At 69.1% G+C, this 24,088-nt stretch carries 24 protein-coding genes and 1 pseudogene; 10 read left to right on the top strand and 15 right to left on the bottom strand.

The window, feature by feature from the left end; all coding sequences use genetic code 11:
- Positions 1 to 135: 135 nt before the first annotated feature.
- The 4 genes from ACFY7E_RS26755 (at position 136) to ACFY7E_RS26740 (ending at position 3,126) form a co-directional block, all read left to right on the top strand.
- On the top strand, positions 136 to 546 hold the full coding sequence (locus tag ACFY7E_RS26755; RefSeq protein WP_389489072.1) for a hypothetical protein: 411 nt from the start codon (positions 136 to 138) through the stop codon (positions 544 to 546).
- A gap of 327 nt (positions 547 to 873) precedes the next feature.
- Entirely contained in the window at positions 874 to 1,674 is an 801-nt protein-coding gene (locus ACFY7E_RS26750) for a hypothetical protein (protein ID WP_389489070.1), read from the top strand.
- A gap of 91 nt (positions 1,675 to 1,765) precedes the next feature.
- On the top strand, positions 1,766 to 2,122 hold the full coding sequence (locus tag ACFY7E_RS26745) for a hypothetical protein (protein WP_389489068.1): 357 nt from the start codon (positions 1,766 to 1,768) through the stop codon (positions 2,120 to 2,122).
- A 170-nt stretch (positions 2,123 to 2,292) separates the two neighbouring features.
- Positions 2,293 to 3,126, top strand: a complete 834-nt coding sequence (locus tag ACFY7E_RS26740; RefSeq protein ID WP_389489065.1) for a transposase family protein — start codon at positions 2,293 to 2,295, stop codon at positions 3,124 to 3,126.
- Positions 3,127 to 3,281: 155 nt separating this feature from the next.
- Here ACFY7E_RS26740 and ACFY7E_RS26735 read toward each other — a convergent pair whose 3' ends face one another.
- Positions 3,282 to 3,629, bottom strand: a complete 348-nt coding sequence (locus ACFY7E_RS26735; RefSeq protein WP_389489061.1) for a hypothetical protein — start codon at positions 3,627 to 3,629, stop codon at positions 3,282 to 3,284.
- A pseudogene (gene mobF, locus ACFY7E_RS26730) lies at positions 3,626 to 5,385 on the bottom strand (MobF family relaxase). The gene ACFY7E_RS26735 and the pseudogene mobF overlap by 4 nt, the downstream one beginning before the upstream one ends.
- Before the next feature lie 219 nt (positions 5,386 to 5,604).
- Between mobF and ACFY7E_RS26725 the strand changes: the two are divergent.
- From ACFY7E_RS26725 to dhaL, 3 genes are all read left to right on the top strand, one after another.
- Positions 5,605 to 5,805, top strand: a complete 201-nt coding sequence (locus tag ACFY7E_RS26725; protein WP_389489059.1) for a hypothetical protein — start codon at positions 5,605 to 5,607, stop codon at positions 5,803 to 5,805.
- A gap of 831 nt (positions 5,806 to 6,636) precedes the next feature.
- On the top strand, positions 6,637 to 7,635 hold the full coding sequence (locus ACFY7E_RS26720) for a dihydroxyacetone kinase subunit DhaK (protein ID WP_389489056.1): 999 nt from the start codon (positions 6,637 to 6,639) through the stop codon (positions 7,633 to 7,635).
- A gap of 57 nt (positions 7,636 to 7,692) precedes the next feature.
- Positions 7,693 to 8,349: a dihydroxyacetone kinase subunit DhaL gene (dhaL, locus tag ACFY7E_RS26715; RefSeq protein ID WP_389489053.1), complete on the top strand. Its 657-nt coding sequence runs from the start codon at positions 7,693 to 7,695 to the stop codon at positions 8,347 to 8,349.
- Positions 8,350 to 8,439: 90 nt separating this feature from the next.
- Here dhaL and ACFY7E_RS26710 read toward each other — a convergent pair whose 3' ends face one another.
- Positions 8,440 to 9,204, bottom strand: a complete 765-nt coding sequence (locus tag ACFY7E_RS26710) for an HAD family hydrolase (protein WP_389489050.1) — start codon at positions 9,202 to 9,204, stop codon at positions 8,440 to 8,442.
- A gap of 520 nt (positions 9,205 to 9,724) precedes the next feature.
- On the opposite strand from ACFY7E_RS26710, the gene ACFY7E_RS26705 reads away from it, so the two are divergent.
- Entirely contained in the window at positions 9,725 to 10,411 is a 687-nt protein-coding gene (locus ACFY7E_RS26705) for a ScbR family autoregulator-binding transcription factor (protein WP_389489047.1), read from the top strand.
- A gap of 275 nt (positions 10,412 to 10,686) precedes the next feature.
- On the opposite strand, the gene ACFY7E_RS26700 is transcribed toward ACFY7E_RS26705, so the two are convergent.
- Positions 10,687 to 10,809 carry a hypothetical protein gene (locus tag ACFY7E_RS26700; RefSeq protein ID WP_389489044.1) on the bottom strand — a complete coding sequence of 41 codons (123 nt, stop codon included), beginning with the start codon at positions 10,807 to 10,809 and terminating at the stop codon, positions 10,687 to 10,689.
- A complete protein-coding gene (locus tag ACFY7E_RS26695) occupies positions 10,806 to 11,108 on the bottom strand; it encodes a DUF6247 family protein (protein WP_389489042.1) in 303 nt (100 codons plus the stop codon). The genes ACFY7E_RS26700 and ACFY7E_RS26695 overlap by 4 nt, the downstream gene beginning before the upstream one ends.
- 226 nt (positions 11,109 to 11,334) lie before the next feature.
- On the opposite strand from ACFY7E_RS26695, the gene ACFY7E_RS26690 reads away from it, so the two are divergent.
- Positions 11,335 to 11,955 carry a hypothetical protein gene (locus ACFY7E_RS26690; protein WP_389489040.1) on the top strand — a complete coding sequence of 207 codons (621 nt, stop codon included), beginning with the start codon at positions 11,335 to 11,337 and terminating at the stop codon, positions 11,953 to 11,955.
- Between the two features lie 93 nt (positions 11,956 to 12,048).
- Here ACFY7E_RS26690 and ACFY7E_RS26685 read toward each other — a convergent pair whose 3' ends face one another.
- The 4 genes from ACFY7E_RS26685 to ACFY7E_RS26670 all read right to left on the bottom strand — a co-directional run bounded on the left by ACFY7E_RS26685 (position 12,049) and on the right by ACFY7E_RS26670 (position 16,185).
- A complete protein-coding gene (locus tag ACFY7E_RS26685; RefSeq protein WP_389489038.1) occupies positions 12,049 to 12,846 on the bottom strand; it encodes a hypothetical protein in 798 nt (265 codons plus the stop codon).
- Positions 12,843 to 13,745: a sigma-70 family RNA polymerase sigma factor gene (locus tag ACFY7E_RS26680; RefSeq protein ID WP_389489036.1), complete on the bottom strand. Its 903-nt coding sequence runs from the start codon at positions 13,743 to 13,745 to the stop codon at positions 12,843 to 12,845. Before ACFY7E_RS26680 ends, ACFY7E_RS26685 begins: the two co-directional genes overlap by 4 nt.
- Entirely contained in the window at positions 13,742 to 13,963 is a 222-nt protein-coding gene (locus ACFY7E_RS26675; protein ID WP_389489034.1) for a hypothetical protein, read from the bottom strand. The genes ACFY7E_RS26680 and ACFY7E_RS26675 overlap by 4 nt, the downstream gene beginning before the upstream one ends.
- Positions 13,964 to 14,601: 638 nt before the next feature.
- A complete protein-coding gene (locus tag ACFY7E_RS26670) occupies positions 14,602 to 16,185 on the bottom strand; it encodes an FMN-binding glutamate synthase family protein (protein WP_389489031.1) in 1,584 nt (527 codons plus the stop codon).
- 420 nt (positions 16,186 to 16,605) lie between these two features.
- Here ACFY7E_RS26670 and ACFY7E_RS26665 point away from each other — a divergent pair, with 420 nt between their 5' ends.
- Positions 16,606 to 17,292, top strand: coding sequence for an HNH endonuclease family protein (locus ACFY7E_RS26665; RefSeq protein ID WP_389489029.1), 687 nt, complete (start codon positions 16,606 to 16,608; stop codon positions 17,290 to 17,292).
- Between the two features lie 212 nt (positions 17,293 to 17,504).
- On the opposite strand, the gene ACFY7E_RS26660 is transcribed toward ACFY7E_RS26665, so the two are convergent.
- The 6 genes from ACFY7E_RS26660 to ACFY7E_RS26635 form a co-directional block, all read right to left on the bottom strand.
- On the bottom strand, positions 17,505 to 18,650 hold the full coding sequence (locus tag ACFY7E_RS26660; RefSeq protein WP_389489027.1) for a magnesium and cobalt transport protein CorA: 1,146 nt from the start codon (positions 18,648 to 18,650) through the stop codon (positions 17,505 to 17,507).
- A gap of 351 nt (positions 18,651 to 19,001) precedes the next feature.
- Positions 19,002 to 20,096 carry a hypothetical protein gene (locus ACFY7E_RS26655; protein ID WP_389489025.1) on the bottom strand — a complete coding sequence of 365 codons (1,095 nt, stop codon included), beginning with the start codon at positions 20,094 to 20,096 and terminating at the stop codon, positions 19,002 to 19,004.
- Between the two features lie 175 nt (positions 20,097 to 20,271).
- Complete coding sequence (locus ACFY7E_RS26650) at positions 20,272 to 21,012, bottom strand: TetR/AcrR family transcriptional regulator (RefSeq protein ID WP_389489023.1); 741 nt, start codon at positions 21,010 to 21,012, stop codon at positions 20,272 to 20,274.
- 41 nt (positions 21,013 to 21,053) lie between these two features.
- Positions 21,054 to 22,262, bottom strand: a complete 1,209-nt coding sequence (locus ACFY7E_RS26645; RefSeq protein WP_389489021.1) for a serine hydrolase domain-containing protein — start codon at positions 22,260 to 22,262, stop codon at positions 21,054 to 21,056.
- A 138-nt stretch (positions 22,263 to 22,400) separates the two neighbouring features.
- Positions 22,401 to 23,435, bottom strand: coding sequence for a dihydrodipicolinate reductase (locus ACFY7E_RS26640; protein ID WP_389489019.1), 1,035 nt, complete (start codon positions 23,433 to 23,435; stop codon positions 22,401 to 22,403).
- Positions 23,436 to 23,486: 51 nt separating this feature from the next.
- On the bottom strand, positions 23,487 to 24,088 hold a 602-nt coding region (locus ACFY7E_RS26635; protein ID WP_389489018.1), incomplete at its 5' end, for an aminotransferase class III-fold pyridoxal phosphate-dependent enzyme.

The following is a 24,088-nucleotide window of genomic DNA, read 5'->3' as shown; positions in this document are numbered from 1 at the left end:
TTGTCCGTGACCAGTGCCACAGGCGGCGGCGCCGTCTCCGCGTGCGCGTCCTCTGTCCACAGGGTCCGGCTCCGAGGGTGTGATCGACAGGCCGGGCGCAGCGGGCGCCCGGCCGGCGAACAGAGGAAGCCCGTCATGACGCCGTCGCAGAAGACCCAGCTCGCCCCGGAGCAGATCCTGCGGGCCGCCGACTACGTGGAGCTGGTCTGGCGGGAGCAGGGCAGCGAAGAGGAGGACAGGGCCGCCCTGGCTCAGTTCCACGCCGACGGCCCCGAGCTGGCGCGGCTGATCGGTGAGTTCGGTGCGCTGCTGCTGGCCGACCACCTCACCGCCGTGCCCGACGAGCACGCCGACTGCGAGTCCGCGTACGTCGCCGGGAAGCTGGTGACGGTGGCGAGCCGGTACCTCGAGCGGTGGTGCCTCGCGAGCGGGGCCGGGGCGCACACCGCGTGGATCACGGCCGGGTTCCTGATCAAGTGCATGCAGGAGGTGGACACCGTCCACCAGCACCTCGCCGATATCCGCCGCGACGCCGCCTTCGGGTAGCGGCCACCACCTGAACCACTCGGACAGCACACCATGGTGGGCTCCACCCGGTGGAAGAACCGGCGCTCCACCGGGTGGAGTCCACCCAGTGGCGGCCACTCCCCCACTGGGTGGGCTCCACCCGGTGAGCTCGACTGAGTGAACCTCTGCCAACTTGAAATAGCAGGTCAAAGGGCTGGTGTGACCGGCTTCCGGTTTGCTCACGCTGGTCGCGGGCGGGTGTCTGAGGCGTAGATTGTTAGCCAGCGGCCTCGGGGGCGGGGTTCGGGAGTGGCGTCATGTCGGCCCTTCGCAGAGGAGCGGATTCACGCCTGGGATCATGAGCGGATGGCCGAGGAACCGAACCCGATGTCTAGCCTGTGGCCGCTCGTGCCCTCCGAGGCTAACGGTTGGCTGCTGGAGCTGTGCGGCGATGGCATCACGGGGTTCATGCCTCCGGCGATGCCTGACGCCGTGTGGGTGCTCAACGCCATGTACGAGCACAATCTGGGGCCGGCCGATGTGTCGTACCACGAGTACCACCAGGCGCGGCTGGCGGACGGGGGTGTTCAGCCGCACGTCGTCGGAGGCATTGACCTTGACGCGGTGAGCGTCGCCACGGGGGGAGGGCTCGGCCGCGCCGAGCATCCAGGGCCCGGTTGGCGAAGGCTGCGCTGGGCCGACCTTGCCCGGCGGAGCGGCGACCCGGTCGTGGCCGACGGGCTGATGCCCTCCTACCGTTGCTTTCCCTCGGCCAAGAAGGAGGGCAGCTGGCCGCTGGGCATGGTCCCGCCGACCGAAGGGAGCCTGGACCGTGAGACCTGGAACCGGCTGATCGCCATCCTCACCCAGTTCAGCCCTGCGGGCCCGGACACCCGCTGCCTGGCCTACTACAACCCGATGACGCTCGGGGCCATCGACTTCGACAACCTTCACGTGCGCGCGGGCCGGATCGGCGATGCCGAGATCCTGTACGGCCAGTCCGAGGCCGACTTCAGCCCGTCCAACCTCTGGGCCGAGGACCGCTCGTGGGTCCTGTGCACCGACTACGACCTGTGGGGCACCAAGGTCGCCGGGCCTCCAGCCCTCATCAACGCATTGCTGAACGACAGTGAAATCGAGGCGGTTCGTCTGCCTTGGGCGCACTGACGACGAGCTGCTTGAAACCTTCTCCAGCACGGAGTGCGGGCTCGTTCCAGTTCCTGACCGCGGAGGCCCGATGACCCCTACGATTCTGCTCATGCTGGATCCCGAACTGCTGGAACGGATCACCACGCGCCGTGCGGAACTGGACGAACTCGAAGAACAGCTGGCCAAGCAGTTGGCAGAAGTGCGGGCTGAGCGGGACGAGGTCGCTGTCGCCGAACGCGTCCTTGAACGGATAACCGGGCAGCTCGCTGAGGAGCGTTCCTCAACCCGCCCGATGCCGGGGCAGGTGGGCGGACGGGCAGTGATGCTGATTCCGCACCGCGAGCCTGGCGTGGAAGAGGATGCCCTGCCGTGGGACTACCAGCGCATCATCGCGGCCGTGCGGCAGGCCGCCGGACCAGTCATGGCCCGTGAGGTCGGCGAGGTGGGGGGGTGGACGTCAGCGTGAAGGCCAAGCTGGAACCGCTACGCAGCAAGCTGATCAAACTCGTCGATCGCGGCTGGCTGCGCAAGCTGCCTGACGGCCGGTTCACCACCCGCCTGTGACTAGGAGTACCGCAACTCGCAGCGGTCCGGCATGGGCGTAACCGGGGTGCCCCCGGCGGCCGTTGGAATTGTGTGACGAATACCAGAAAGCGCGCCGAGGACACCCGCCCGCTTGTCTACCAGTGCCGCCTGCCGCTGTCCGCGCGTACCGTCAACCACCTCGCCGACCTGCTCAGGCGCCATCTCAAGACGATCCGGTCCAGGTGGCGGATCCTGCCGCCGGGGAAGATCGCGGTGATCGTCCTGGCCGTACTACGCCACGACCAGCGCCTAGCCGACATGGCCGATGGCAACAACGTGTCCGAGTCCACCGTCCGACGCTGGCGCGACGAACTGATCGGACTGCTCGCTGCCCAGGCCCCGCGCCTCGACCGCGCCCTGAAGAAGGTCGCCAAGCAGGGCGGGGAGGTGGTCCTGATCGACGGCACCCTCATCCGTACCCAGCGTCGCACCGGCAAGGCCGACCGGCGGAACTACTCCGGCAAGCACCGAAGCCACGGCCTGCACTTCCTCGCCCTGACCGACGAGAAGGGCCGCCTGATCTGGATATCAGCCGCCCGGCCCGGCCGCACTCACGACAACACCGCCGCCCGCCACGACCACATCCCGGCCCATCTGCGTGCCGCCGGCCTCGGAGCGTTGGCCGACCTCGGCTTCCGCGGCCTGGACAACGACATCCTCGACCCCGTGGTCGTCACCGGCTACATCGCCACTCGTACCCACAAACTCACCCCCGGCCAGAAGGAAGCCAACCGTGTCCTCGCCGTCGGACGCGCACCGGTCGAACACGGCTTCGCCCACCTCAAGAACTGGCGGGTCATCACCAAGCTCCGCACCGATCCCGCCCACGCCACCCGCCTCCTGCGCGCCTTGCTCGTCCTGACGAACCTCGAGATCAACCGCTGACGGATGATCTTCTCCTCAGACTCCCGCCCACGACCAGCACGAGTACCCCAGGGACCGGTCACACCAGCCCTTTGACCTGCTATTTCAAGTTGGCAGAGGTTCACTGAGTGGAGGCCACTGAGTGGGCTCCACTCAGTGGATGGTGCCCGGCATCGTCACCACAGCCAGGCGCTGGAGTGCCGCACTCGGGACAAGGCGCGGGCGTCACGGTGCGCGGCGGCGTTGCCGATCCGGCTTTGCCGGGAGCGGGGCCGACGCGAGTTCCCGGCGGCGAGACGGCGCTTGGCTGCTTGCTGGAGTCGCTTGCGCTGCTTGCGCAGCTCCGCCTTCTTCGCGGCCTCCGACTTCGGCTTCCTCGGGCGCTTCCAGATCGGCTGCCACCCCAGCGGCTCGTCGGGGTCGGGCTCCTGGTCCTCGGTGAGCGCGGCGGCCATCTGCTCGCGGGCGGCACGGGCACGGGCGAGTGCGTCGTCGAGGTTGGGGCGGTCTTCCGGGGTGTTCACGTGATGCCTCCTGTGGTTCGGCCCGGCGCAGGTTGGATGCCGGAGTGCTGCGTGTGCGGCTGCGGTGTCGTCGCCGAGGTGGGCGGCGGGCGTGGGCGGCTTCGCGTGCCCGCCGGCTGTCCTGGAGCGTGGCGATCATCTGCGCGCGGGCGACTTCGAGGGTCTGGTGGGTCTGCTCCACCGCGTCGACGCCGGTCTCCGGCTCCGGGAGACGGCCGTCCTTCCGGCCGTCGCGGAAGGGCCGCTAATGCGACGGCCTCGAGGCGGTGGGCACCGCGACGGTGTACGGGCGGGGGCGCGAGCCCAGACGCTCCGCTCGCCGGGCGGCGCGGACCCGGGCGGCCAGGGCCCCGGCGGCAAGACGGGCCCGCTCGTACGGCGGGGCGGACCTTTTGCGGGTGAGCGGGCGCAGCACGGCCTGGTCCTCGGTGTCACGCGGGTACAGGGCGCGCAGATCGGCGGTCATCCTCCGGCCGCGCCCGACGGGGCGGGTGTAGTCGTCGAGAACCCTCTGCACGATCTGTTCGTCCAGGCCGGGCTCGTGGCGGCGGCCACGCAGGGCGTAGGAGAGGTGGCGGCGGGCTTCGGCGAGCAGGTGGTGGTGTGCGAAAGCACCGCGCATCACATACACCACAGCGACGACGTCGACGGCCGCCAGGACGACGTCGACCACCGGCCGCACCCGGGCCCACACCGCCGCGGCCGCCGCCCGCACCCGCTCGGCGAGCCGGTAAACGGTGCAGGCGCCGAACGCCCGGATCGCGGAGGTGCGCCATCGGCTCCGCAGCTCAGTCAGCGACAGCAGCTCGGTGCGCTTGGGCGGGCGGGTCTGGTCGGCAGCCTGACAGGCCAGCGAATAGGAGGCCCGCTCCCCCGGCGCGTGCCCCTGCCGCTCCTTGTACTTGGCGGTGAGGACGGACAGGGCGTCCTCGATCTGCTGGCGGCGGGTCGACTGCCAGCCGATAAGGCGTCGGTCGATCCCGGCTATGTCCATCACAGGCCGGCGCCCCGGGGTCACCTCACGCGGCTCCCACGCCCACCCGAGCCGCACCGTCACCTCCTCCATGAAGTGCAGGGTGTAGAGAGTGTCGGCGGCGACGATGTGAGTCATCAGCGAGTCCGCCGACAGGTTGCCCCACTTCCCGTCGTGCGGCCGCCGGGCACGGACCGACACCACCGCGTGGTCGTGCAACAGCGGTTTCGACTCGGCAGCGCGGGACTCGTAGTGCCGGAACACCGCGACGATCAGCCCGTCCTTGACCCGGGCCCGCTGCTTGCCGCCGGCCTTCGAGCGGATCTGTGCGACCGACTCCTCCAGCCACGCCAGGGTCTTGTCCCGGGCGATGTCCTGGCACAGCTCCAGCACCAGACGGGTCTCGTCACCTCCGAGCGCCCATGCGATGTGGGCCGTCGGCGGAGGCCGGAACACGAGGTCGAAGGCCAGCCAGGACGTGCGCTTCTTGGCCTTGTCGGTCGTGGCCGACTGGTTGTGCTCGATGGGCCTGCCCAGCACGGTCGCCCGCCGGGCGCGGGCCGGGCCCTCGCCCTGCGCCAGAAGCTCGCGCTCGATCCGGTCGGCGTCCGGGTGCCTGCCCTCCCCCAGCAGCAGCTCGGCCTGCCGCTCACTCACCACGTCCCCAGCCACCAGGCCAAGCGCGGCCAGGCCCCGGCCCCTCCACACACCCGGCGGGACACCGGCCTCGTCCTGGGCAGCGCGCAGCGGCGTGCCTACGGCGCGGTGGCCATCACCGACCATCACGCCACGGAAGAGATAGCGCACCCCGGCCCCCGGGCGAACTGGCGACATGCTGATCATCGGCCCATGGAACCCCCGCGCTGACCTGCACAAAAGCGTGATCCGGGGTCCATCCCGCCGGGCGGGAGCTCATCACCAGATCTTCACCGGCCCGCCCGCCAGACGGGCCGCCGGATGAGCACGCGACAGTAAGCCGCCGGTGTGTGCACAGTCCGCCGCATGACTACTGAACTGCTCCACGGAGACCTCTGCCCGCTGTGCCGCCGCCCTCTCAGGCCGCGTCCGACCACCGTCGTCCGCTCGGCCGGCGTGCCGTATCCCACCCGGACCGACTCCCTGCCGCACTGCGACAGCTGCACCAGCGACCCGTTCAACTCACAGAGGTGGTACGACGCGATGAACGCCCGCAACGAGAGCTGACCCGGACCGTGCGAATGCTGCGCCACGACCTCATCAACACCACCCAGCACGACTGAGCACCATGTAACCGACGCCCTTCAACACGAACAGCCACCACCGGCCGACCGGCCGGGGACTTCGTGTGTCCTGGAGGAATTCCACGCCGACGTACGAGGCTCTTGGCAGTGCCTGCCGAAGGGCGCGGACCTCCGCACGTTCATCCAGGCCGACCTGGACATCACCGCCCACGAGCTCAACCACCGCCCGCGTAAGATCCACGGTTATCGCACTCCGGCAGAGTTCTACGCTGACCTCCTGAACAGCGGTGATGCGCTGACCGCTTGAGCTCGCCGTCGGCCCAGACCGAGTTCGATCGCGCCATTGCCCGCATCGGCCTCCACCTCGACGTACGGCTCCTCCCGGACGTGCGAGCTCAGCTCACCCGGACCGAACCCAGGCTCGATGCCTCCATCTCTCCCAGCACGTCCGCCAGGACCGTGGGGCGATCGACGGCTCGAAGGCGTTACAGCGGGTGTTCCTGCTCAAATCCAGGTCCCTCGCGGATCGTGCCCTGTCACGTGAAGAACGACGACGGCTTCTACGCCGGTCTTCTCCGCCCGATCGAGCACCTCCAGGGCCGCCATCGGAGTGACCGGCGACCGGCCCGGGGCGCCCACCCCGCGAACCGGGCCGCAGCGGCTGTCGCCAACCCGAAGCGCTGCGGGCGCCCCCGGGTCCATCGCGGAAAGCGGCACTCGAAAAGACGAGCGACTTGACGCGCGGCTTGCCCCGGGCGGAACCGGAGCCCAGCATGGAGGAGCCCCTCGCGGCCCCTAACCACGGAGGATTCGCATGGTCTCGTATTTCGAGAACAGCGCCGACACCCTCGTGTCAGACGCGCTCGCGGGCTTCGCACGTTCCCACGCGGACCTGCTCACTCTCGATCCCGACCACGGATTCCTCCTGGCCCGCGCCACGTCCCCGCGCCGGCGTGTCGCCCTGCTGTCCGGCGGCGGCGCGGGACACGAGCCGATGCACGCCGGGTACGTCGGACGGGGCATGCTCGACGCCGCCTGCCCCGGACGCGTCTTTGCCTCACCGCACAACCGTCAGGTCTACGAAGGTTCGCTCGCCGCCGCCCGCGAGGAAGGCGTCCTGCACATCGTCAAGAACTACACCGGTGACCGCATCAACTTCGGCATCGCCGCCGAGCGCTTGGCCCACCGGGGGGTGCCGTGCGCACGCGTCCTCGTCGACGACGACCTCGCCTCCGAATCCGAGGAGATCGTCTCCGGCCGCCGGGGAACCGGCGGCACCGTCCTTCTGGAGAAGATCCTCGGTGGTGCCGCCGACACCGGCCTCGGTCTCGCTGAACTCCAGGAGCTCGGCACGCGTCTCGCCTCCCGCTGCCGTACGCTCGCCGTCGCCTCGGCCGCCCATACCGCCCCTGTCCTGGGCGGCCCCGCCTTCGAGCTCGCCGTCGGCGAACTGGAGTACGGCGTCGGCATCCATGGGGAGCGGGCCAGGTCAACCGTCCGCCATGGCACGCTCACCTCTCTGGTCGAGCGGATGACAGGTGAACTCCTCGGTGCCCTCGCCCCGGGGCCGGGCGCCGCCGTCATCACCATGGTCAACGGTCTCGGTGCGGTGACTCCCCTGGAGCTGTACGCCGCTCACGGTGAGTTGGCCCGGATCCTCGACTCCCGGGGAGTCGCCCCTGCCCGCAGCCTGGTCGGCGACTACGTCACGGCCCTCGACATGCGCGGTTTCTCCCTCACCCTCCTCCTCGCCGAACCGACCGACCTCGCCTTCTACGACGCGCCCGTGCACACCGCCGCTCTGCGCTGGTGAGCAGACCCGGTCCGGCGACCCGCCGATCCGTCCGATCACGAGAACGGGAGCAGCACCTTGGCCACCGCTGACGAGGCACTCTCCGCCGATGCCTGGATACGCCGCTTCGCCGGTACCGTACGTAGTACCGAAGCCCAGCTCACCGCCCTCGACCAGCAGGTCGGCGACGGCGACTTCGGCACCAATCTGTCCGCGGGCACCACCGCCGCCCTGACGCGTCTCGACGCCCTCGGTGCTCCTGGGGACGCCGAGGCCCTGGAAGCCGCTGCCACCGCCTTCCTCAACGAGGTGGGCGGCACCAGCGGCCCCCTTTTCGGCCTGCTGCTCCAGTCACTCGCCACTTCCGTCGCAGCCCTGAGTCTCACCACCCCCGCCCTCGCCAAGGGAGTCGCGGGGGGACTGGCCTCCATCCGTCGCGTCGGTGGGGCCGCGCCCGGTGACAAGACCCTGGTCGACGCCCTCGCCCCCGCGGCCGGGGTATTGGAGGCCCTCCCCGACCGGACCCCTCCCACCGCCGCTTTGAACGCCGCCGCAGAAGCCGCCTGGCAGGGCGTGCGCGACACTACCCGGCTCCGCGCCCGCATGGGCCGCTCCAGCTACGTTGGCGAACGCGCGGCGGGCGTCCCCGACCCGGGAGCCGTGGGAGTTGCTCTCCTCTTCGCCTCGGCCGCCGGGGTCGTCGGGGACCTGGCCCCATACGTACACGCCTCGTAGGCTTCCGCAGGCCGGTCGTCGCAGCTCCCGGTCCCGTCTTCGGTCCACCGCCCCTAAAAAGGCATCCCCGGCCTGGAATTGCGGTCCGGTTCACCCCTCCGGAGTATCCGTCCGGCGCGGCACCTGCCTCCGCACCCAGTCCAGGAGCACCGGCGAGTGCAGCGCGGTCACCCACAGATCGACGCGGGAGGCGTCCTCGTCAGGCCGCGGTCCCACCCCGAGGACCTTCAGTCCGGCCCGGCGAGCCGACTCGATCCCGGTCGCCGAGTCCTCCACCGCCAGTGCGCGCTCCGGCTCGGTACCGCAGAGCCGGGCGGCCGTCATGTAGACGTCGGGCCAGGGCTTGGGCCGCACGCCCTCCGGAGCGGTGGTGTCCGGACCGTTCGCCACCCTCTGCGAGGTGGACGAACCGGAGGGCTCCGTGGGAACAACCACATGGGCGAAGTAGCGCAGCAGGCCGGCGCGGCCAAGGCTCTCTTCCACGACCTGCGACGGGCAGTTGCTGGCCACTGCCAGCGGTAGCCGTCCTGCGAGGAGCCGGACGAAGTCGACCGCTCCGGGCATAGTCACGGGGTCGTCGGCGACCAGGGAGAGGAAGTGCCCCAACAGCGACCGGGCCAAGTCGTCGGCGAGGTCGGGCTTGTGTGTCTCCTCGGCCATCAAGCGCCCGCAGTCGACGTAGTGCACGCCCTTCGCGCGGTCGGCGAATCCCGGCGGAGCCGTCAGCCCGAACTCGCGAAAGGTACGGGTTCGGGCGTCCTGCCAGTGCCGTTCGCTGTCCATCAGGGTGCCGTCGCAATCGAGGACGACGGCTTCGGGGGACCAACCGAGAAGGGGATGCGCCTGGGTGGTCATGCGGCCTCCGGGAAAGAAGCGGTCACGCTTGTGACGTGACCGGTTCGGGCAGATTGGGGTCTCCCGGCCAATGGGCGGAGCACCGAACTTGGGCACCACCTGACAAAGTAAGGACATCACGTCCATACAGCAGCAAACGGGAAACATCGTGGCCGCTACGTTATTTTTGCGATCAGAGTGACGCAATCACCGCTTCGAGTGCTGGACGCGATGACTGAAGTGGGATAAAGGACGCACTCCCACTGGTTTTGATGTATCGGCTCGAGATCCGGTTAACCCGCTGGCACGAAGCGCAGTTGGCGCATATGCGCGAGGCAACGGGCGCGGGCTGAACGGGAGGCGACGCCTTCACCCGGACGGCCGGTCCACGCGCCAGAGAACAGACAATGACCACTCCAGGGAATGAGCGCCCGCACAAAAGAACCATGCTTGCGGACGGGGCGACGAATTACCACCGGCGTACGCGGGCGCACTACCTTCTCGGTCGTCACGAAAACACCGAGTGGAAGTGAGCGGCGCATTGCAGCAACGAGCAAGGGCGACCCGCAGAGCACTGCTGGAGGAGGCCGCCCGCCTCTTCGCCGAACGGGGATACGCCGGTACCAGCGTCAACGACATAAGCACCAGCTCCGGCCGGACCAGCGGGTCCGTCTACTTCCACTACGCCAGCAAGGAGGGAATCGCCCTCGCCGTGGTGAAGGACGCATTCGCCACGTGGCCCCATCTGGGCGCACGCTACGCCGACCGTTCCGTACCGCCGCTCGACCGGCTGGTGTCCCTCAGCTTCGAGATCGCGCACGCGCTCATAGAGGACACTGTCGTGCGCGCCGGCGCACGTCTCTGGGCGGAGCGCGACACCATCGACGCTCCCCTGCCCGATCCCTTCACCCTCTGGACCGCCGCCACCACCCGTCTCCTCGCCCAGGCGCGCGCCACCGGCCATCTCGCGCACAGGGTCCGCCCCGCCATTGTCGCCCCCGCCCTGGTCCGCGCCTTCTTCGGGCTCTGCACCCTCACCGAGGCGCTGGAGGACCGCCGCCTGGTCGCCGCGCGTCTCGCCGACTGGTGGCACATCACCCTGCCCTTCCTGCAACGCGATACCGATTCAACGGGCGTGCTGAGCCGGGCGCAGGCGCAACAAATGGTGCCGACGATGCGGAGGATCCCAGCGGCAGCCCCGGTGCAGCACTCGACCGCGATCCCGTAGCGACCGGCGAAGGTCGTAACGCGCGGGGTACCGCCCGATCCCGGCGTCCCGGCCGTCACCCGGTCCACGTCCGTGCGTCCGCCGCTCCCGGTAGCCCAGGATGCAGAGAGGGGGCGACAGACACCACGAAGACGGGCGATGGACCGTGCAGAACCGACCTTCCGGCTCTGCGTATCGCGCGCGGCGACCCGTGCCGTTTGGGTCAGAGCCAAAGCCACAGGCCGATGTCGTTCGTCCTCGCCCTCTGGGTCGCCGGTGTCCCAGTGCGGGGAGCCCTATGGGTCGCCGACGGCGGTGTCCAGGAGGTCCCAGGCGGTCTGCTCGGCGTGCTCGGGCAGGGCGGCGAGCGCCTTCGCCGCGGCCGCGGACAGGCGGACCGCGTAGGGCTGGTCGCTCACCCGCGTCTGCCGCGGATCTCGGCCGGGTCCGCGAAGCCGGAGTCGTCCTTGCCGGAGGCGAGGAACGCCTCGGCTGCGGGGGCGAGGCGGGCCTGCCAGATCTGGACGACCTCGTACAGGGGGGCGAGGGAGAAGGTGCCGCGGGACTCCTCCAGCGCGGCCGCCCACTCCCCCTCGAAGGCCGGCACCCACCGCTGCGCGCGGTCGCTGCCGCGCAACTCGGCGAGGAGCTCGACCGGGACGCCGGGCGCGGGCGCGTACGGCGGGGCGGGAGCGTGGTGGCCGGGCTGCGCGCTCATGGAGTCCTTCCGGCGGGTCGTCACCCCACGGTACGCGTGCCGCTGCGGCCTCGTCCCGCTCATCCCGTCCCCCGGCCGCAGGGGCGCGCGCCACCGGTACGCACTACACCTGCCTGTGGAATATGACGCGATCCGGCTGCGAAGCACGGTGGTTGTTGCGCATCGTGGTTCCGGGAAGTCCCGGGTGCGGTGCCCAGGGCGCAGGTGCCGAGGTGGAAGGGGTGTTGTGGTGTACGGGGTGCGGGAGGGGTGGCGGCGGGAGGGGTTCGAGTCGCACGAGGGTGCGGTCGGGGTGCTGCTGGCCGACGGCAGCGAGCCGGGACCGGTCTTCTTCGACCTGGGCAGCGGCAGCACCTTCCACGAGTCGACCTCGTGGTGGCACTACGACGGTGAATTCCGCCGGCCCACCGCCATTTCGATGCGGGGGCGGTGCGCGTGCGGCTGGCGCGGGGCGAAGAGGTACGTCATCGACTGGGAGAAGGTGCGCGAGGACGACGACCCCGACACCTACGACACCTCAGGCCCCTACGGGGAGTGGAAGGCCCACCTCGACGACGTCGCCGGGCGCGCGGTCGCCCTGCCCAAGGACCTCGCAGCGCTGCTGGGTCAGGTGCGCGAGCGGATCGACCGGATGTGGCTGGAGGACGATACGACGCGCGGGTACGCGGCGATGCTCAGGGTCTGCGGTGCGCTGGAGGCGATTGTCACCGAGACCGGCCCCGAAGCCGCCCGGGCCCTGGCCCGTGAGCACGACGAGGCGATGCCCGCGGTCGCCGAGGCGCTGGGCATGACCGAGAAGGCCGCCCGCACCCGTCTCCTGCACTACGAACACCTCGCCTGGAAATGATCCCTGTCCGTCTGACCTGTCGTAGTTCTGGTGGGTGGGCCCAGGCATATGGACGGCCCGCACCAGATGGTGCGGGCCGTCCATATGCCTGGTTCAGCGGGTTGCGGCCTCGTTGCTTTCCTGGGCGGTCAGTGCGGGCCGGCTGGTGTGCCGTCGTGGGGGCGGCTGCTTGCCGGGGCTGTCGGGCTGGCCGGCGGCTGCGTCGAGCAGGGTTTTGATCTTGTATGCGAAGGCGGGTCCGGGCAGAGGGAGTTCGCTGTCCGGTTCACGGAGGTAGCCGACGGCGACGGCGGTGGGCATGTAGTTCATCAGCTCGGTGACCACTGCGGAGCGCGGCCGCGTGATGTGCTGGGCCAGGGTGCGCAGGACGCGGACGATCGTGCCGGTGGAGGCCTTGTCCTCGTGGCGCAGGACGACGGGGACGTCGTTCCAGCGGACGGTGGTGTTCACCTGGCGGGTTGAGGGCTTGTCCTCGTCGGTCTGGGTGTGCCACCAGCGGGCGGTGTGTGTCTCGCCGAGGGCGAGGTGGTGCAGGTAGAGGCAGTAGGCGGCGCCCGGCTGGCCGGCGCCGGCGGCGTACTGCCACCAGAACCTCGCTCCCTCGTCGGTGTCGGTCAGCTGCAGGACGCATGCCAGGACCAGGGCGCTGCTGGGTTCGGGGACCTGGTCGGTGACGAAGGCGGAGACCGCGGTGGCGGGGGTGTGACGCACCAGGGTCTCGCACAGGGCGCGCAGGTCTTCGGCTGCGTCCGCCGAGGAGGCCGTGGGCCGGCCGGGGGTGACGGGGGGCTGAATGGGCGGTTCAGGGTTATGGGGTGGGAAGGCGTCACGGGGCACGGCGCGGTCGTGGACGAGCAGCGCCCTGGAGAGGATGTCGTCGAGCGTGGTCATGGGGTGGTTCCTCCGGTCGGGGGCGGGAGCTCGATGGTGTCTTCCAGGAATCGTTCGGCGTGGCGTTCGTTGGACCGTACGGAGGCCAGCGGGATGCCGAGGAGGTCGGAGACCTTGTGGGCGCTGAACCCGCACAGGCGGCGCAGCACCATGACGTCGAGCTGGGTCTCGGGCAGCCGGCTGATGGCCGCGAACAATTCCATGCTCTCGGCCAGCTGCGCCATCTCCCCCTTCAGGGAGGTCTGCGCGCGCAGGGCGACGGTGTCGAAGGCGGCCTCGCCGAGCAGGGGCCGGCGGTCGCGGTGGTCGGCCTTGGCCTTTACCGTGGCGCGCAGGATCTCCCAGGCGAAGCGGCGGGTGTCGGGGCTGGCGAGGGCGTCTCCGAAGGACAGCCAGAGGATGGCGAAGGTGTCCTCGACCGCGGCGTCGCGGGCCTGGTCGGGTAGGAAGGCCCCGGCGTAGCGCCGGTAGCCTTCCGCGACTATCGAGCGCAGCGCGCCGTGCTCCAGGGGCGGCCCGGTGGGGGCGATGGTGACGGTGTTGTCGGTGGACCGCTCGACCCAGTCCTTGCTCTTGCCAGCGTCCAGGGCTGCCTGCTTCCACAGCCGGTGCAGCGGCCAGCCGGGGATGCCCAGTTCCTCGGCCAGGCGGTGGATGACCTCCCAGCGCGGGTAGTGGCCCACGCCGCGCAGCAGCTCGGAGAGTTTGGACTTGGCCAGCAGGATGCGGAAGCTGAGGTCGCTGAGGGTTCGTCCGCTGGACAGGTAGTGCCCGCGGATCGGTTCCAGCCAGGCTCGGTGGGAGCTGCCGACCGTGGCCGCGATGGGCCCCAGCTTGCGTCCGGGGCGCACCGGGACCGGCTCGGGGTCCGGTCCCGGTGCGCTGAACAGGGTCGTCACGGGGCGCCACCGTCCTTGTCGGGCACCGCCTCCACGCGGTGCCCGGCGGCCGGGACGGCCCTCGAGCGGACGCTGCGCAGGACCTGGGTCACGGTCAGGCCCAGGATCGGAGCCGCGGCGGCGATCAGGGCCGCGTGGCCCATCGCCGCCATCACCACGCTCCAGCCGAACACCACCAGCGTCAGCGCCATTGCTGCCGCCATCTGTTTCGTGCTCATCACTTCTTCCTTGGTGTCGTGTCGCAGCCATCCGGAAGGCCACGCCGAAGAGGCCCCTTCAACAGGCGGGTGCCGAACCGCTGTTGAGGGAGCCTCAGCATGGACTGTGATGAGGGCATCACGCGATGTGATCAAGGAATCGCGGAACATTAGAAGTCGCGGACGGTCAGCCGGCGAGCCGGAGGTGACCGTTCCCGTGCACGTAAAGCACATCGGATAAGCCATGGGGGCGAAGTTCCCGGTTTTCCTTGCATTCGCGCTGGGGACCCCCTCATATGGAGGCAGCACACCTTGGTGTCGCCCTTCCATCCGGAAGAGGTGCGTCCCCGCGTGCCGACGCAAGGGGGACGTGCCAGCCCGTTCTCGCCCGGCCTGAGATAGAGGCCGGGCGAGAACGGGGCACCCCTCACGGGGAAGACGACCGTAGCGCAGATGACCGACAGCCCCTGTGCGCCCACGCGAGATGACCACCCCCGGCAGGTGGTCCCAGATGGGGCGCGCCTGTGCCCCGCGCAGCAGGGCGCGGGACACAGGAGGGCGGCGGATCGACAGGGGTGGACGCAAGTTCGGTGCGGACCGCCGGGTGCCGCCGCCCGGTATGTGGCCGAGGGCCGCTCAGTGGCGTCGGCCTTCGGTGATCAGACGGTGAAGCGGCCGGGGTCGGCGGCCTTCCAGTCGGCTGCCCAGGAGGCGGGCGGCTCTGCGAGCAGTTGTCCCGGGTGGAGCCATTCGTAGAGTTCTTCGTAAGAGCGTTCGGTAACGGGGTCGATGCGTCGGCGGAGCATGTGCGGGCGCAGTTGTGCGGGGTCGGTGACTCCCATGGATGCCATGATCTGCAAGGCGCTGGCCACGGTCGCTTCCTGGAAGCGCTGGACGCGCAGCGTCTTGTCGGGAACATGGATCGCGCGGGCCCGGCGGGGGTCTTGGGTGGTGACGCCGGTGGGACAGGTGTTCGTGTGACAGCGCTGGGCCTGGATACAGCCGACGGCGAACATCATCGCCCGCGCGGCGTTGCCGTAGTCGGCGCCCTGCACCATGCGCTTGACCAGATCCGTACCGGTGGCGATCTTCCCGCTCGCCCCGATCCTGACGCGGTCGCGCAGGCCGACGCCGACGAGGGCGTTGTGCACGGTGAGCAGACCCTCGGTGAGCGGGGTGCCGACGTGATCGGCGAACTCGAGCGGCGCCGCGCCCGTTCCGCCCTCGGCTCCGTCCACCACGATGAAGTCGGGAGTGGTGTCTTCCTCCAGCATGGCCTTGCACACGGCGAGGAACTGCCGGCGTGAGCCGACGCAGAGCTTGAACCCGGCGGGCTTGCCTCCGGACAACTCCCGCATCCGGGCGATGAAGCGGACGAGTTCCCGCGGAGTCGAGAAGACCCGGTGATACGGCGGGGAGACGACCGTGCGGCCCTCGGGCACGCCCCGGACCCGGGCGATCTCGGCGTTGACCTTGGCTCCCGGCAGGACACCGCCGATGCCGGGCTTCGCTCCTTGCGAGAGCTTCAGGGACACGCACTTGACGTGGTCATGGGCAGCTTTGTCGGCGAACTGGGACGGATCGAAGTCGCCCTCGTCGGTCCGGCAACCGAAGTACCCCGTTCCCACCTCCCAGACGAGGTCGCCGCCCGGGCGCAGGTGGTAGTCGGAGAGACCCCCTTCACCGGTGTCCTGGGCGAAACCACCCGCTGCGGCGCCCCCGTTGAGCGCGAGGACCGCGTTGGCCGACAGGGAGCCGAAGCTCATCGCCGAGACGTTGAGCAGCGCCATGTCGTAGGGGCGGTCGCAGCCAGGCCCTCCGATCCGTACCCGGGGAGCTGTCTCGGGTACGGGACAAGGTGCCATGGAGGGGATGAGGAACTCGTAGCCTGCCTCGTACACGTCCCGTTCGGTGCCGTAGGGCTCTTCCGCATCAGTGCCCTTGGCGCGCTCGTAGACGATGTTGCGCACATCCCGGTCGAAGGGGCGGCCGTCGTAGTTCCGCTCGATGAAGTACTGCTGAAGCTCCGGACGTATCCCCTCCAGGAGAAAACGGGCGTGGCCGAGGACGGGGTAAGTGCGCAGCACCGAGTGCCGGCGCTGCAGCAGATCCCATGCCCCGAGCAGACCCAGGAGAGTAAGCGGAACACCGGCGAGCCACCACAGGGGCGAAGCCTCTATCCCGGCCACGGCTGCCGCGACTGCGGCGCAGAGGATCAGTACGACGATCACTACACGTATCACGCGGTCCGCCTTGCCCAGCGGCAGGTCGTCACGCCCTTCACCGGCCCAAAGATGCCTAAAGTCTTCGCACAGGGCCCGTGATGCCGTGGCCGTCCGTTTGCAGGCTCGTACGGTCGCTGACCGGTCCTGAAGTCGTACGGGTCCTGGTCCGCGAGCAGGTTGAGTCAATGCCCGCGATCACCGAGGCGCTGGGCATGACCGAGCAGGCTGCCCGCATTCGCCTCCTGCACTACGAGCGCCCCGAACGCTGACCAGTCGGCTTAACCGGCCGGCGGGGGGGCTCGTACGGTCTCGTCCTCTCGGGTGAACCCGAGCACGACAAGGCGGAGCGTTTCTCCTTCGCATCCCAGCGCCTCGCGCGGTCGATGACAGCCTCCGCCGCGGCGTATTGCCAGGCCCGGGTCCGCTATGCCTACGGGTGTGATCACCAACCTGCTGCGCGGCGCTGCCGCCTTCTGCCTCGCCCTGCCCCCCCTCACGCTCCCCTCCCTCACCGCTGCGGCCGCGGCCGCGGTGGTGGTGCCGGTTCCAGAAGTGCTGCCGCTGGAGGACGCCGTCGGCAAGCTCCCCGTCGCCGAGGAGGACCGCACCGGCTACACCCGCACCTCCTTCCGGCACTGGAACACCGGCCTCGACGCGGCCGACGGCTGCAACACCCGCAACGAAGTCCTCCTCACCGAAGCCGTCCAGGAACCGGCCGTGGCGGCCGGCTGCAAACTGACCGGCGGAAGGTGGGTCTCGTACTACGACAACGTCAAGGTGGACGAGGCGGGCAAGCTGGACATCGACCACATGGTCCCCCTCGCCGAGGCCTGGGACTCCGGCGCCAGCACCTGGACCTCCACCAGGCGCGAGGCCTACGCCAACGACCAGGGCGCCGCCGCCTCCCTCGTCGCCGTCACCGCGCGCACCAACCGCTCCAAGGCCGACCAGGACCCCGCCACCTGGATGCCGCCCCTGCCCGACGCCCACTGCCGCTACATCGGCGAATGGACCGCCACCAAGCTCCGCTGGGACCTCGCGGTCGACCAGACCGAAGCCGAGGCGCTGAAGGTGTACGCCGAGGCCTGCGAGACCACCATCGTCCACTACAACCCCGCACCGTAGGTCGGCCGTTCCGGGAAGACGTCGTGCCCCGTACCGAGGTCACCGGCGTAGTGGCTGGCAGGGGCCGCAGCCCGCCACTTCAAACTGGCACGGTTCGGTGTCTTTCTCCCGCACGGTGACGAAGGCGAGCAGCGGAACGACGCGCTGGAGCACGGCGCACAGACCTGGCTGTATCAGTTGTTTCCTTGCTTGATGGCGAGAGAGCAGGTGGTTCAGAGCCAGTTGCGCCGTTTGAAGGCGATGTAGAGACCAACGCATACGACACCCATCAGGGCTAGGGCGAAGGGGTAGCCGAAGGCCCAGCTGAGTTCGGGCATGCGGTCGAAGTTCATGCCGTAGATCGTGCCGACCAGAGTGGGGGCGAACAGGATGGCCGCCCATGAGGAGATCTTCTTGACTTCTTCGTTCTGCGCGTGGCTGGCTTCGGCCAAGGCTTTCATCTCTTCGTTCTGTTGCTGGCCAACGAGGGTGGCGTTGACGGTGAGGATTTCACCCAGGGCTTGCTTGAAGCCGTCCACGCGTTCGGTGACTTGGGTGGCATGATCGGCGACGTCGCGCAGGTAGCGGCGCAGTTCCTCGTCGATGTGGTACTTCTCGAAGCCTGCTGACAAGCCGCCCAGGATGCCGGCCAGAGGGCGGGTAGCCCGTTGGAACTCCACCATCTCGCGCGAGAGCTCGTAGATGCGGCGGGAGACACCCGGGGTGTTGGTGAAGACTTCGGTCTCGATCTCGTCGATATCGTTTTGCAGACCGGCGACGACGGGAGCATAGCCGTCCACGGTTGCGTCAAGGATTGCGTACAGCACCGCCTCGGGCCCGAGTGCCAAGAGGTCGAGGCTGTCTTCCATGCGGCTGCGCACTGCGGCCAGGTCAGGGGCGGCGCCGTGGCGGACGGTGATGACGAAATCGCGGCCGACGAAGAGGTGCAGTTCGCCGAAGTCGACCTCTTCGGCGGCGTCCATGTAGCGGGCGGCACGCAGCACGACGAAGAGGGTGTCGCCGTAACGTTCCAGTTTGGGCCGTTGGTGGGCTTCCAGCGCGTCTTCGACCGCGAGGGGATGGAGGTCGAATTCCTCGGCAAGTGAGTACAGCTCGGCCGGGTCGGGCCGGTACAGCCCGATCCACGCCATGTTGCCGGGTTGCTCGCGCAGCTGGCGGAAGGTCTCCGCCAGACTGGGGTGGGCACTGGTGCGCCGGCCGTTCTGATAGAGCGCGGCCGTGATCACGCTGTTGTCCTGGTCGGACCGGGCGGTGTACGGGCCGAGGACGGACTGCTGGGGAGCGGGTGCAGTTGGGGGAGACTTGGCGGGTTTTCCGGGGGTGAAGGCTCGCAGGCCGCGCAGACGACGCTCAGGCATGAGAAGGGAGCCCTTTCAAAGGCAGTGAGATCGGGAGTGACGTGGGATGCGGTTATGCCGCGAGGCACCACTCTCCGGCTTCTCTACGGGTTCCCGGTGCGAGTCGCAGCGCGCGGCGTACGGCGGAGGGGCTCACCTCTCATCGCGGGCCGTACCACCTTTCGATGCAGGAACGGGTGTAACGCTGTTCAGCATCGCGCATCTCGCTTCGCATGGGCCTGGCCGATGTGGGCCGGGGCCGCTGTAGTGTCCGGCGTCGGAGACCGACGGGGTACACCCATCGGTGCTTGGTAACCCTTTCCAGGGGCCCGCAGCACCGATGGGATCCGGCTCGGTTTCCGGGAGGAGGGGTCAGTAACGCAGGGCGGCTGCGATGCGCTGGTGTCCGGTCAGTGTGCCTTCGGGGACGAAGCGGACGGTGGCACCGGAGGCGAGGGACTCCTCCACGAGGGTGTCCACGAGGTCGGTGGCGACATCGGCCGGGAGTGCCTCTTGGTCGACGGCGGCACCACCCCCGGTGAAGTCGGGATCGCCAGGTGTCGGGACGAGCCGGAGGCCGCGGCCGTTCGAGGAGACCGTACCGGCGGCGTGGAAGGACTCCTCGACGACGAGAAGCCGGATCCGGTGGTCGACGGCCCCAGCCCACACGTCCTGTACTCCTTCGGCGTACTGGTGGCGGTCGCGAGCCTCATCGAGAGCCTGGAGCGCCTGCTTTGTCTGTCGCTCGCGGAATTCCTCCCGGACCGGCTCCAACCGCTCGGCGAGGACGGGCAGGCTCTGCTCCTCCATGCCGACCAGCTCAAGCTGGCCGGCCACCTGCTGGGCGTGCTGAGTGACCGCGTCGAATTCGGCCAGCACTTTGGTGCCGCCGATGAGGAAGAGCGGCAGTTGTCGTTCGGCGAGGGCTCTGGCGAGCCGCTCGTCGATGGCGCGCATGTGCTGCTGGATGCGTTCGTCGCGGGCTGGGGACGGAAAGAGGTCGATCCTCCCGGGAAGGGCGTCCTCGGCATCGGGGATCTCGGGCTCGGCCGGAAAACCGTATTCCTCGACCTCGACGAGGCGGTCGGCCGAGCCCTCGCAGAGGCGTGAGGTGCCCAGCGACAGGACGAGGACCCAGTACGGGGCCAGCCGCTCGTAGGCGGCCACCAGGTAGCGGGTCAGGAATGTCTGCGCGAACTCGACGCGGGTGGGGATGTCTCCCTTTCCGGCAAGTTCCCACACCTGGGTTTCCTCGCCGGGCGCCACAAGCACCTCCAGGCCGTCTGCGGCGTGCAGGAGCACGTCGTGCCGCGCCAGGACCACCTGGTCGTCGAGCTTGGCCTCCAGCTCCAGCCGCTCCTCACGTCCTACTTGCGGATCGGCCGCGAGCTGCCGGCGTGCCTCGGCGAGTAGGTTCTTCAGCCGAACCCGGTCTTCTTCCACACCGCGGCGCGAGTGGGCCGGCATGACGAGGGAGATGGCGGGGTACCGCCGGGGCCGCCGCAGGTCTGCCAGAACGGCGGGGGTGAGTCTGCTGACGTGCATGACACGAGCCCTTCGGTGCGAGGACGTACTCCTTCAGGTAATCAACGGAACGCCGGTACGGCGAGTCCAGAGAGGCCGAAGAGGCAGCCGGGTGACCTCAGGCGGAGTCCTGGAGCGCAGAACTGTCCGGCGAGACCGGGGACGCCCCGCGCGCCCGTACCTCGATGGAGTCCAGGATCAGGCCCAGCACGGTCTCGAACTGGTCGTTGTCGTCCGCTTCTGCCAGATAGGGCGCGGCTGCGGCCAGATGCGGGTACCGGGCCGGCGGCACAGCCAGGTACTCCCGGCGCCACGCCATCCGGTCGCCCTCCAGCGCGTCGCTGTCGAGCGCGGCAGAGGCTGCCTCGTAGGAGGAGAGGGCCAGGGCCGTATCCACCAGTGCGCGGTAGTAGCGCGCCGCGTCGCGGTCGTCGAAACCTGCACGTTGCAGTGCGCCGATGACCACGTCGGCGCCGTGGAACTCCGCCGAACGTCGCGAGACGCGCGCCGTCACGAGCAGGGCGACCTGAGGGTGGGCCAGGCACGCGGTACGCACGCGGCGGGCCAGCGACTCAAGCGTCTCTCGCCAGGTGTCTGCTGGTACGAAGCTCTCCATAGCCTCAGCGATCAGCAGTTCGGCCAGCCCGAGCAGAATCTCGTCCTTACCGGCGAAATGGCGAAGCACGGCTGTGTGGTTGGCTCCCAGGTCCGCCCCGAGCCGGCGCAGGGTCAACGCGTCCGGCCCCTCACGCTCCACCAGGGTGAGCGCAGTGTCCAGGATGAGCTTCTGGTTCAGCACGGTGGACGGTGGACGCCCGCGCCGTGCCTTCGGCTCGGCCGACGATCTGGGTTCCGTCATGGCGGACATTCTATCGGCCGTCCTTGCGGGGCCCGGTCCGCTCAGTCGCGGCTGCTGAGCCAGGAGACGAGGGAGGTCAGTGCGGCCACGGTCTCGGCGTCCCGCCCGGTGTCGTCCGCCGTGGGCCAGGCGCTGGTCTTCACCACCACCACATCGGCGACCGGGTCGACCCACAGGTACTGGCCATGGATGCCCAGTCCGGTGAAGGCACGGTGTTCGCCCCCCAGTGTCCACCACTGGTTCGCGTAGCCGTAGTGGCCGGGCAGGCCGGGACCCAGCGCCCCGACCGCCAGGTGCGAGTCCTGGGCGCCGCGGCTGCGTTCGGTCCAGGAAGCGGGTATGACCTGTCGTCCGTTCCAGGTCCCGCCACGGGCCATCAGCATCCCAAGGCGCGCGAGATCGCGGACCGAGGCGTTGAGTGAGCCTCCACCGAGCGCCGTGCGCGGATGCCGCCGGGACAGGAAGTAGTAGGCGTCGTGCTCCGCGCCCATGGGGCCCCAGAGGCGTTCCGCCGCGTAACGGGCCAGCGAGACTCCGGTCGCCGCTTCCAGCACCCAGCCCAGTACCTGTGTGTCGAGTGTCGAGTAGTTGAACACAGAACCCGGCGTACCGGCACGCGGCAGCGAGCGGATGACATCCAGGACCGAGCCGTTGCCGGTCACGGCCCGTTCGAAGCGGCTGATCGGCGCGTCCGGGTCGGCGTAGTCCTCGACGCCGCCCGCGCCGCTGCACATGTCCAGCAGATGTGCCACCGTCGGCCCGTCGTAGGCCGATCCCGTCAGCTCGGGCAGGTAAGAGACCGCAGTCCGGTCCAGTGAAGAGAGGGCCCCTTCCTCCAGAGCGATGCCGATAAGCATCGACGTCACCGACTTCGTCAGGGAGAAGAGCTGGAACCGGGACCGCGGGGAGGCGAACAGGCCGGGATAACACTCGTGCACCAGGACTCCGCGGTGTACGACGGCGAAACCGGTCGTGTGCGTACGCCGGTGCAGATCGTCCAGTGTGCGCTGGCGCCCGGCGTAGTGGTAGGTGCACTCCATGGGGCGCTCGCGCCAGAGAAACGGCTGCGGACGGGCCGATCGGCAGACCGGGTCGGTGGGCATCAGCGCCGACATGTGGGTGAAGGCCCACTCGTTGAGAGGCCGCGAGGTCGCCAGGGTGGCCTGGTTCCGCCACAGCCAGGCCATCCCCGCTGTCAGGCCCACTGCCGCCCCCGTGAGCGCCGCGCCCTTGTGTTTGAACACCGTCATGCCGTCCCCACCCTTGATCCACTGAATTATGAACCAATGGTGACACCGATGGTACAGAAAGGCAATGCCGGACCGTCCGGTTCCGTTACGCCGGTTCCGTCACGGCTGAACCCCCGGACGGCCGGCCACCTGGTTCGATCAGTGCGGGCGCAGGTAGTGGTCCATCGGATAGGTCATGTACGGCAGCGGCTGGAGACGGTCGACGGTCACGAAGCCCGGTTCGGCGTTGATGACGGTGGGCACGCGCTGTACGGCGCTCGCGCAGGTGTGCCGGACCGTGTCGGGGCTCGCGACCGCGAAGGCCGTATCGGGTTCGCCGAGGATGCGCCAGTCGCACATGTCGCCCTCGCCCGGCCCGTACACCTTGCCGATGCACTGGGTCTCGATGACCGGGCCCTGGAAGGTCTCGGTGGTGACCACGGCGCTCATGCCGATGGCGTCGCCCTTGGGGATGATGCCGTCCATCGTCTCGGAATGGATGTCCTGTTCGTGGAAGACGGGGAGGGCGCGCTGGGTGGTGCTCTTGATGGTCCAGCCCATCACGCTGCACAGTGCCTCGTTGGAGTTGCGCACGTAGGCGGGGACGATCTCCGTCGGATGGGCGATGTCCTGTTCGAACTGCGCCGCGGTGAGTCCGACACCGTGCGCCTTCGCCAGGGCCGGCCCGTAGTGGTCCACGTTGTAACTGACGGCGCCCTCGATCCGGTCGATGCGGTGCACGCCTCCGGCAACGGTGGCGATCATTCCGACCCAGAACACGTCCTGCATGCCGCTTCCCGCGACCGTGCACCCATGATCCTTGGCCAGCCTGTCCAGCCGGTTGGTCAGGGCGGGCGAGGTCGTCCAGGGGTAGAGGCACTCCTCGGCGATGGTCACGACGTCGAAGCCCTGCCGGACACACTTCTCGATGTGCGGGTAGACGTCCTCGAGAAAGCTGAACAGTGTCACCAGCACGACATCGGCGTCGCACTCGTCGAGGACGGCGTCGGCATCGGCGCGGACCTTCACACCGAGGTCGAAGCCGAGCCCGGCGAGTTCACCGACGTCCTTGCCCAGCAGAGCGGGATCGGTGTCGATGGCGCCGACGATCTCCGCGCCCTTCTCGTGCAGATAGCGAAGGGTGTACCTGGACATCTTGCCGCAGCCGTACTGGATGACTCGTATCTTCTCCATCGTCGTTCTCGCCTTCCTCTGGACGGCCGTTGTGACGGTGCTGGAGGTGGATCAGAGCTTGGTCCACGCCTCGGTGAGCACCGAGCGCAGGATGCCCTCGATCTCGTCGAAGGTGCCCTGGTCGGCGATCAGCGGCGGGGCCAGCTGGATGACCGGGTCGCCGCGGTCGTCGGCACGGCAGTACAGGCCGTTGTCGAACAGCGCCTTGGAGAGGAAGCCGTACAGGACGCGCTCGGTCTCCTCGTCCGTGAAGGACTCCTTGGTGACCTTGTCCTTGACGAGCTCGATGCCGTAGAAGAAGCCGTTGCCGCGGACGTCGCCGACGATCGGCAGGTCGTGCAGCTTCTTCAGCGTCGAGAAGAAGGCGTCCTCGTTGTCCAGGACATGCTGCGTGAGATTCTCGCGCTTGAAGATGTCCAGGTTGGCAAGACCCACTGCCGACGACACCGGATGACCGCCGAAGGTGTAGCCGTGCAGGAAGGTGTTGTCACCCTTGTAGAACGGCTCCGCGATGCGGTCGGAGACGATGCAGGCGCCGATCGGGGAATAACCAGAAGCCATGCCCTTGGCGCAGGTGATCATGTCCGGGACGTAGCCGAACTTGTCACAGGCGAACATCGTGCCGAGGCGGCCGAAGGCGCAGATCGTCTCGT

Source organism: Streptomyces sp. NPDC012825, assembly GCF_042900925.1.
In the GTDB taxonomy this organism is placed as follows: domain Bacteria; phylum Actinomycetota; class Actinomycetes; order Streptomycetales; family Streptomycetaceae; genus Streptomyces.
This window is presented reverse-complemented; position numbering and strand designations above follow the sequence as displayed.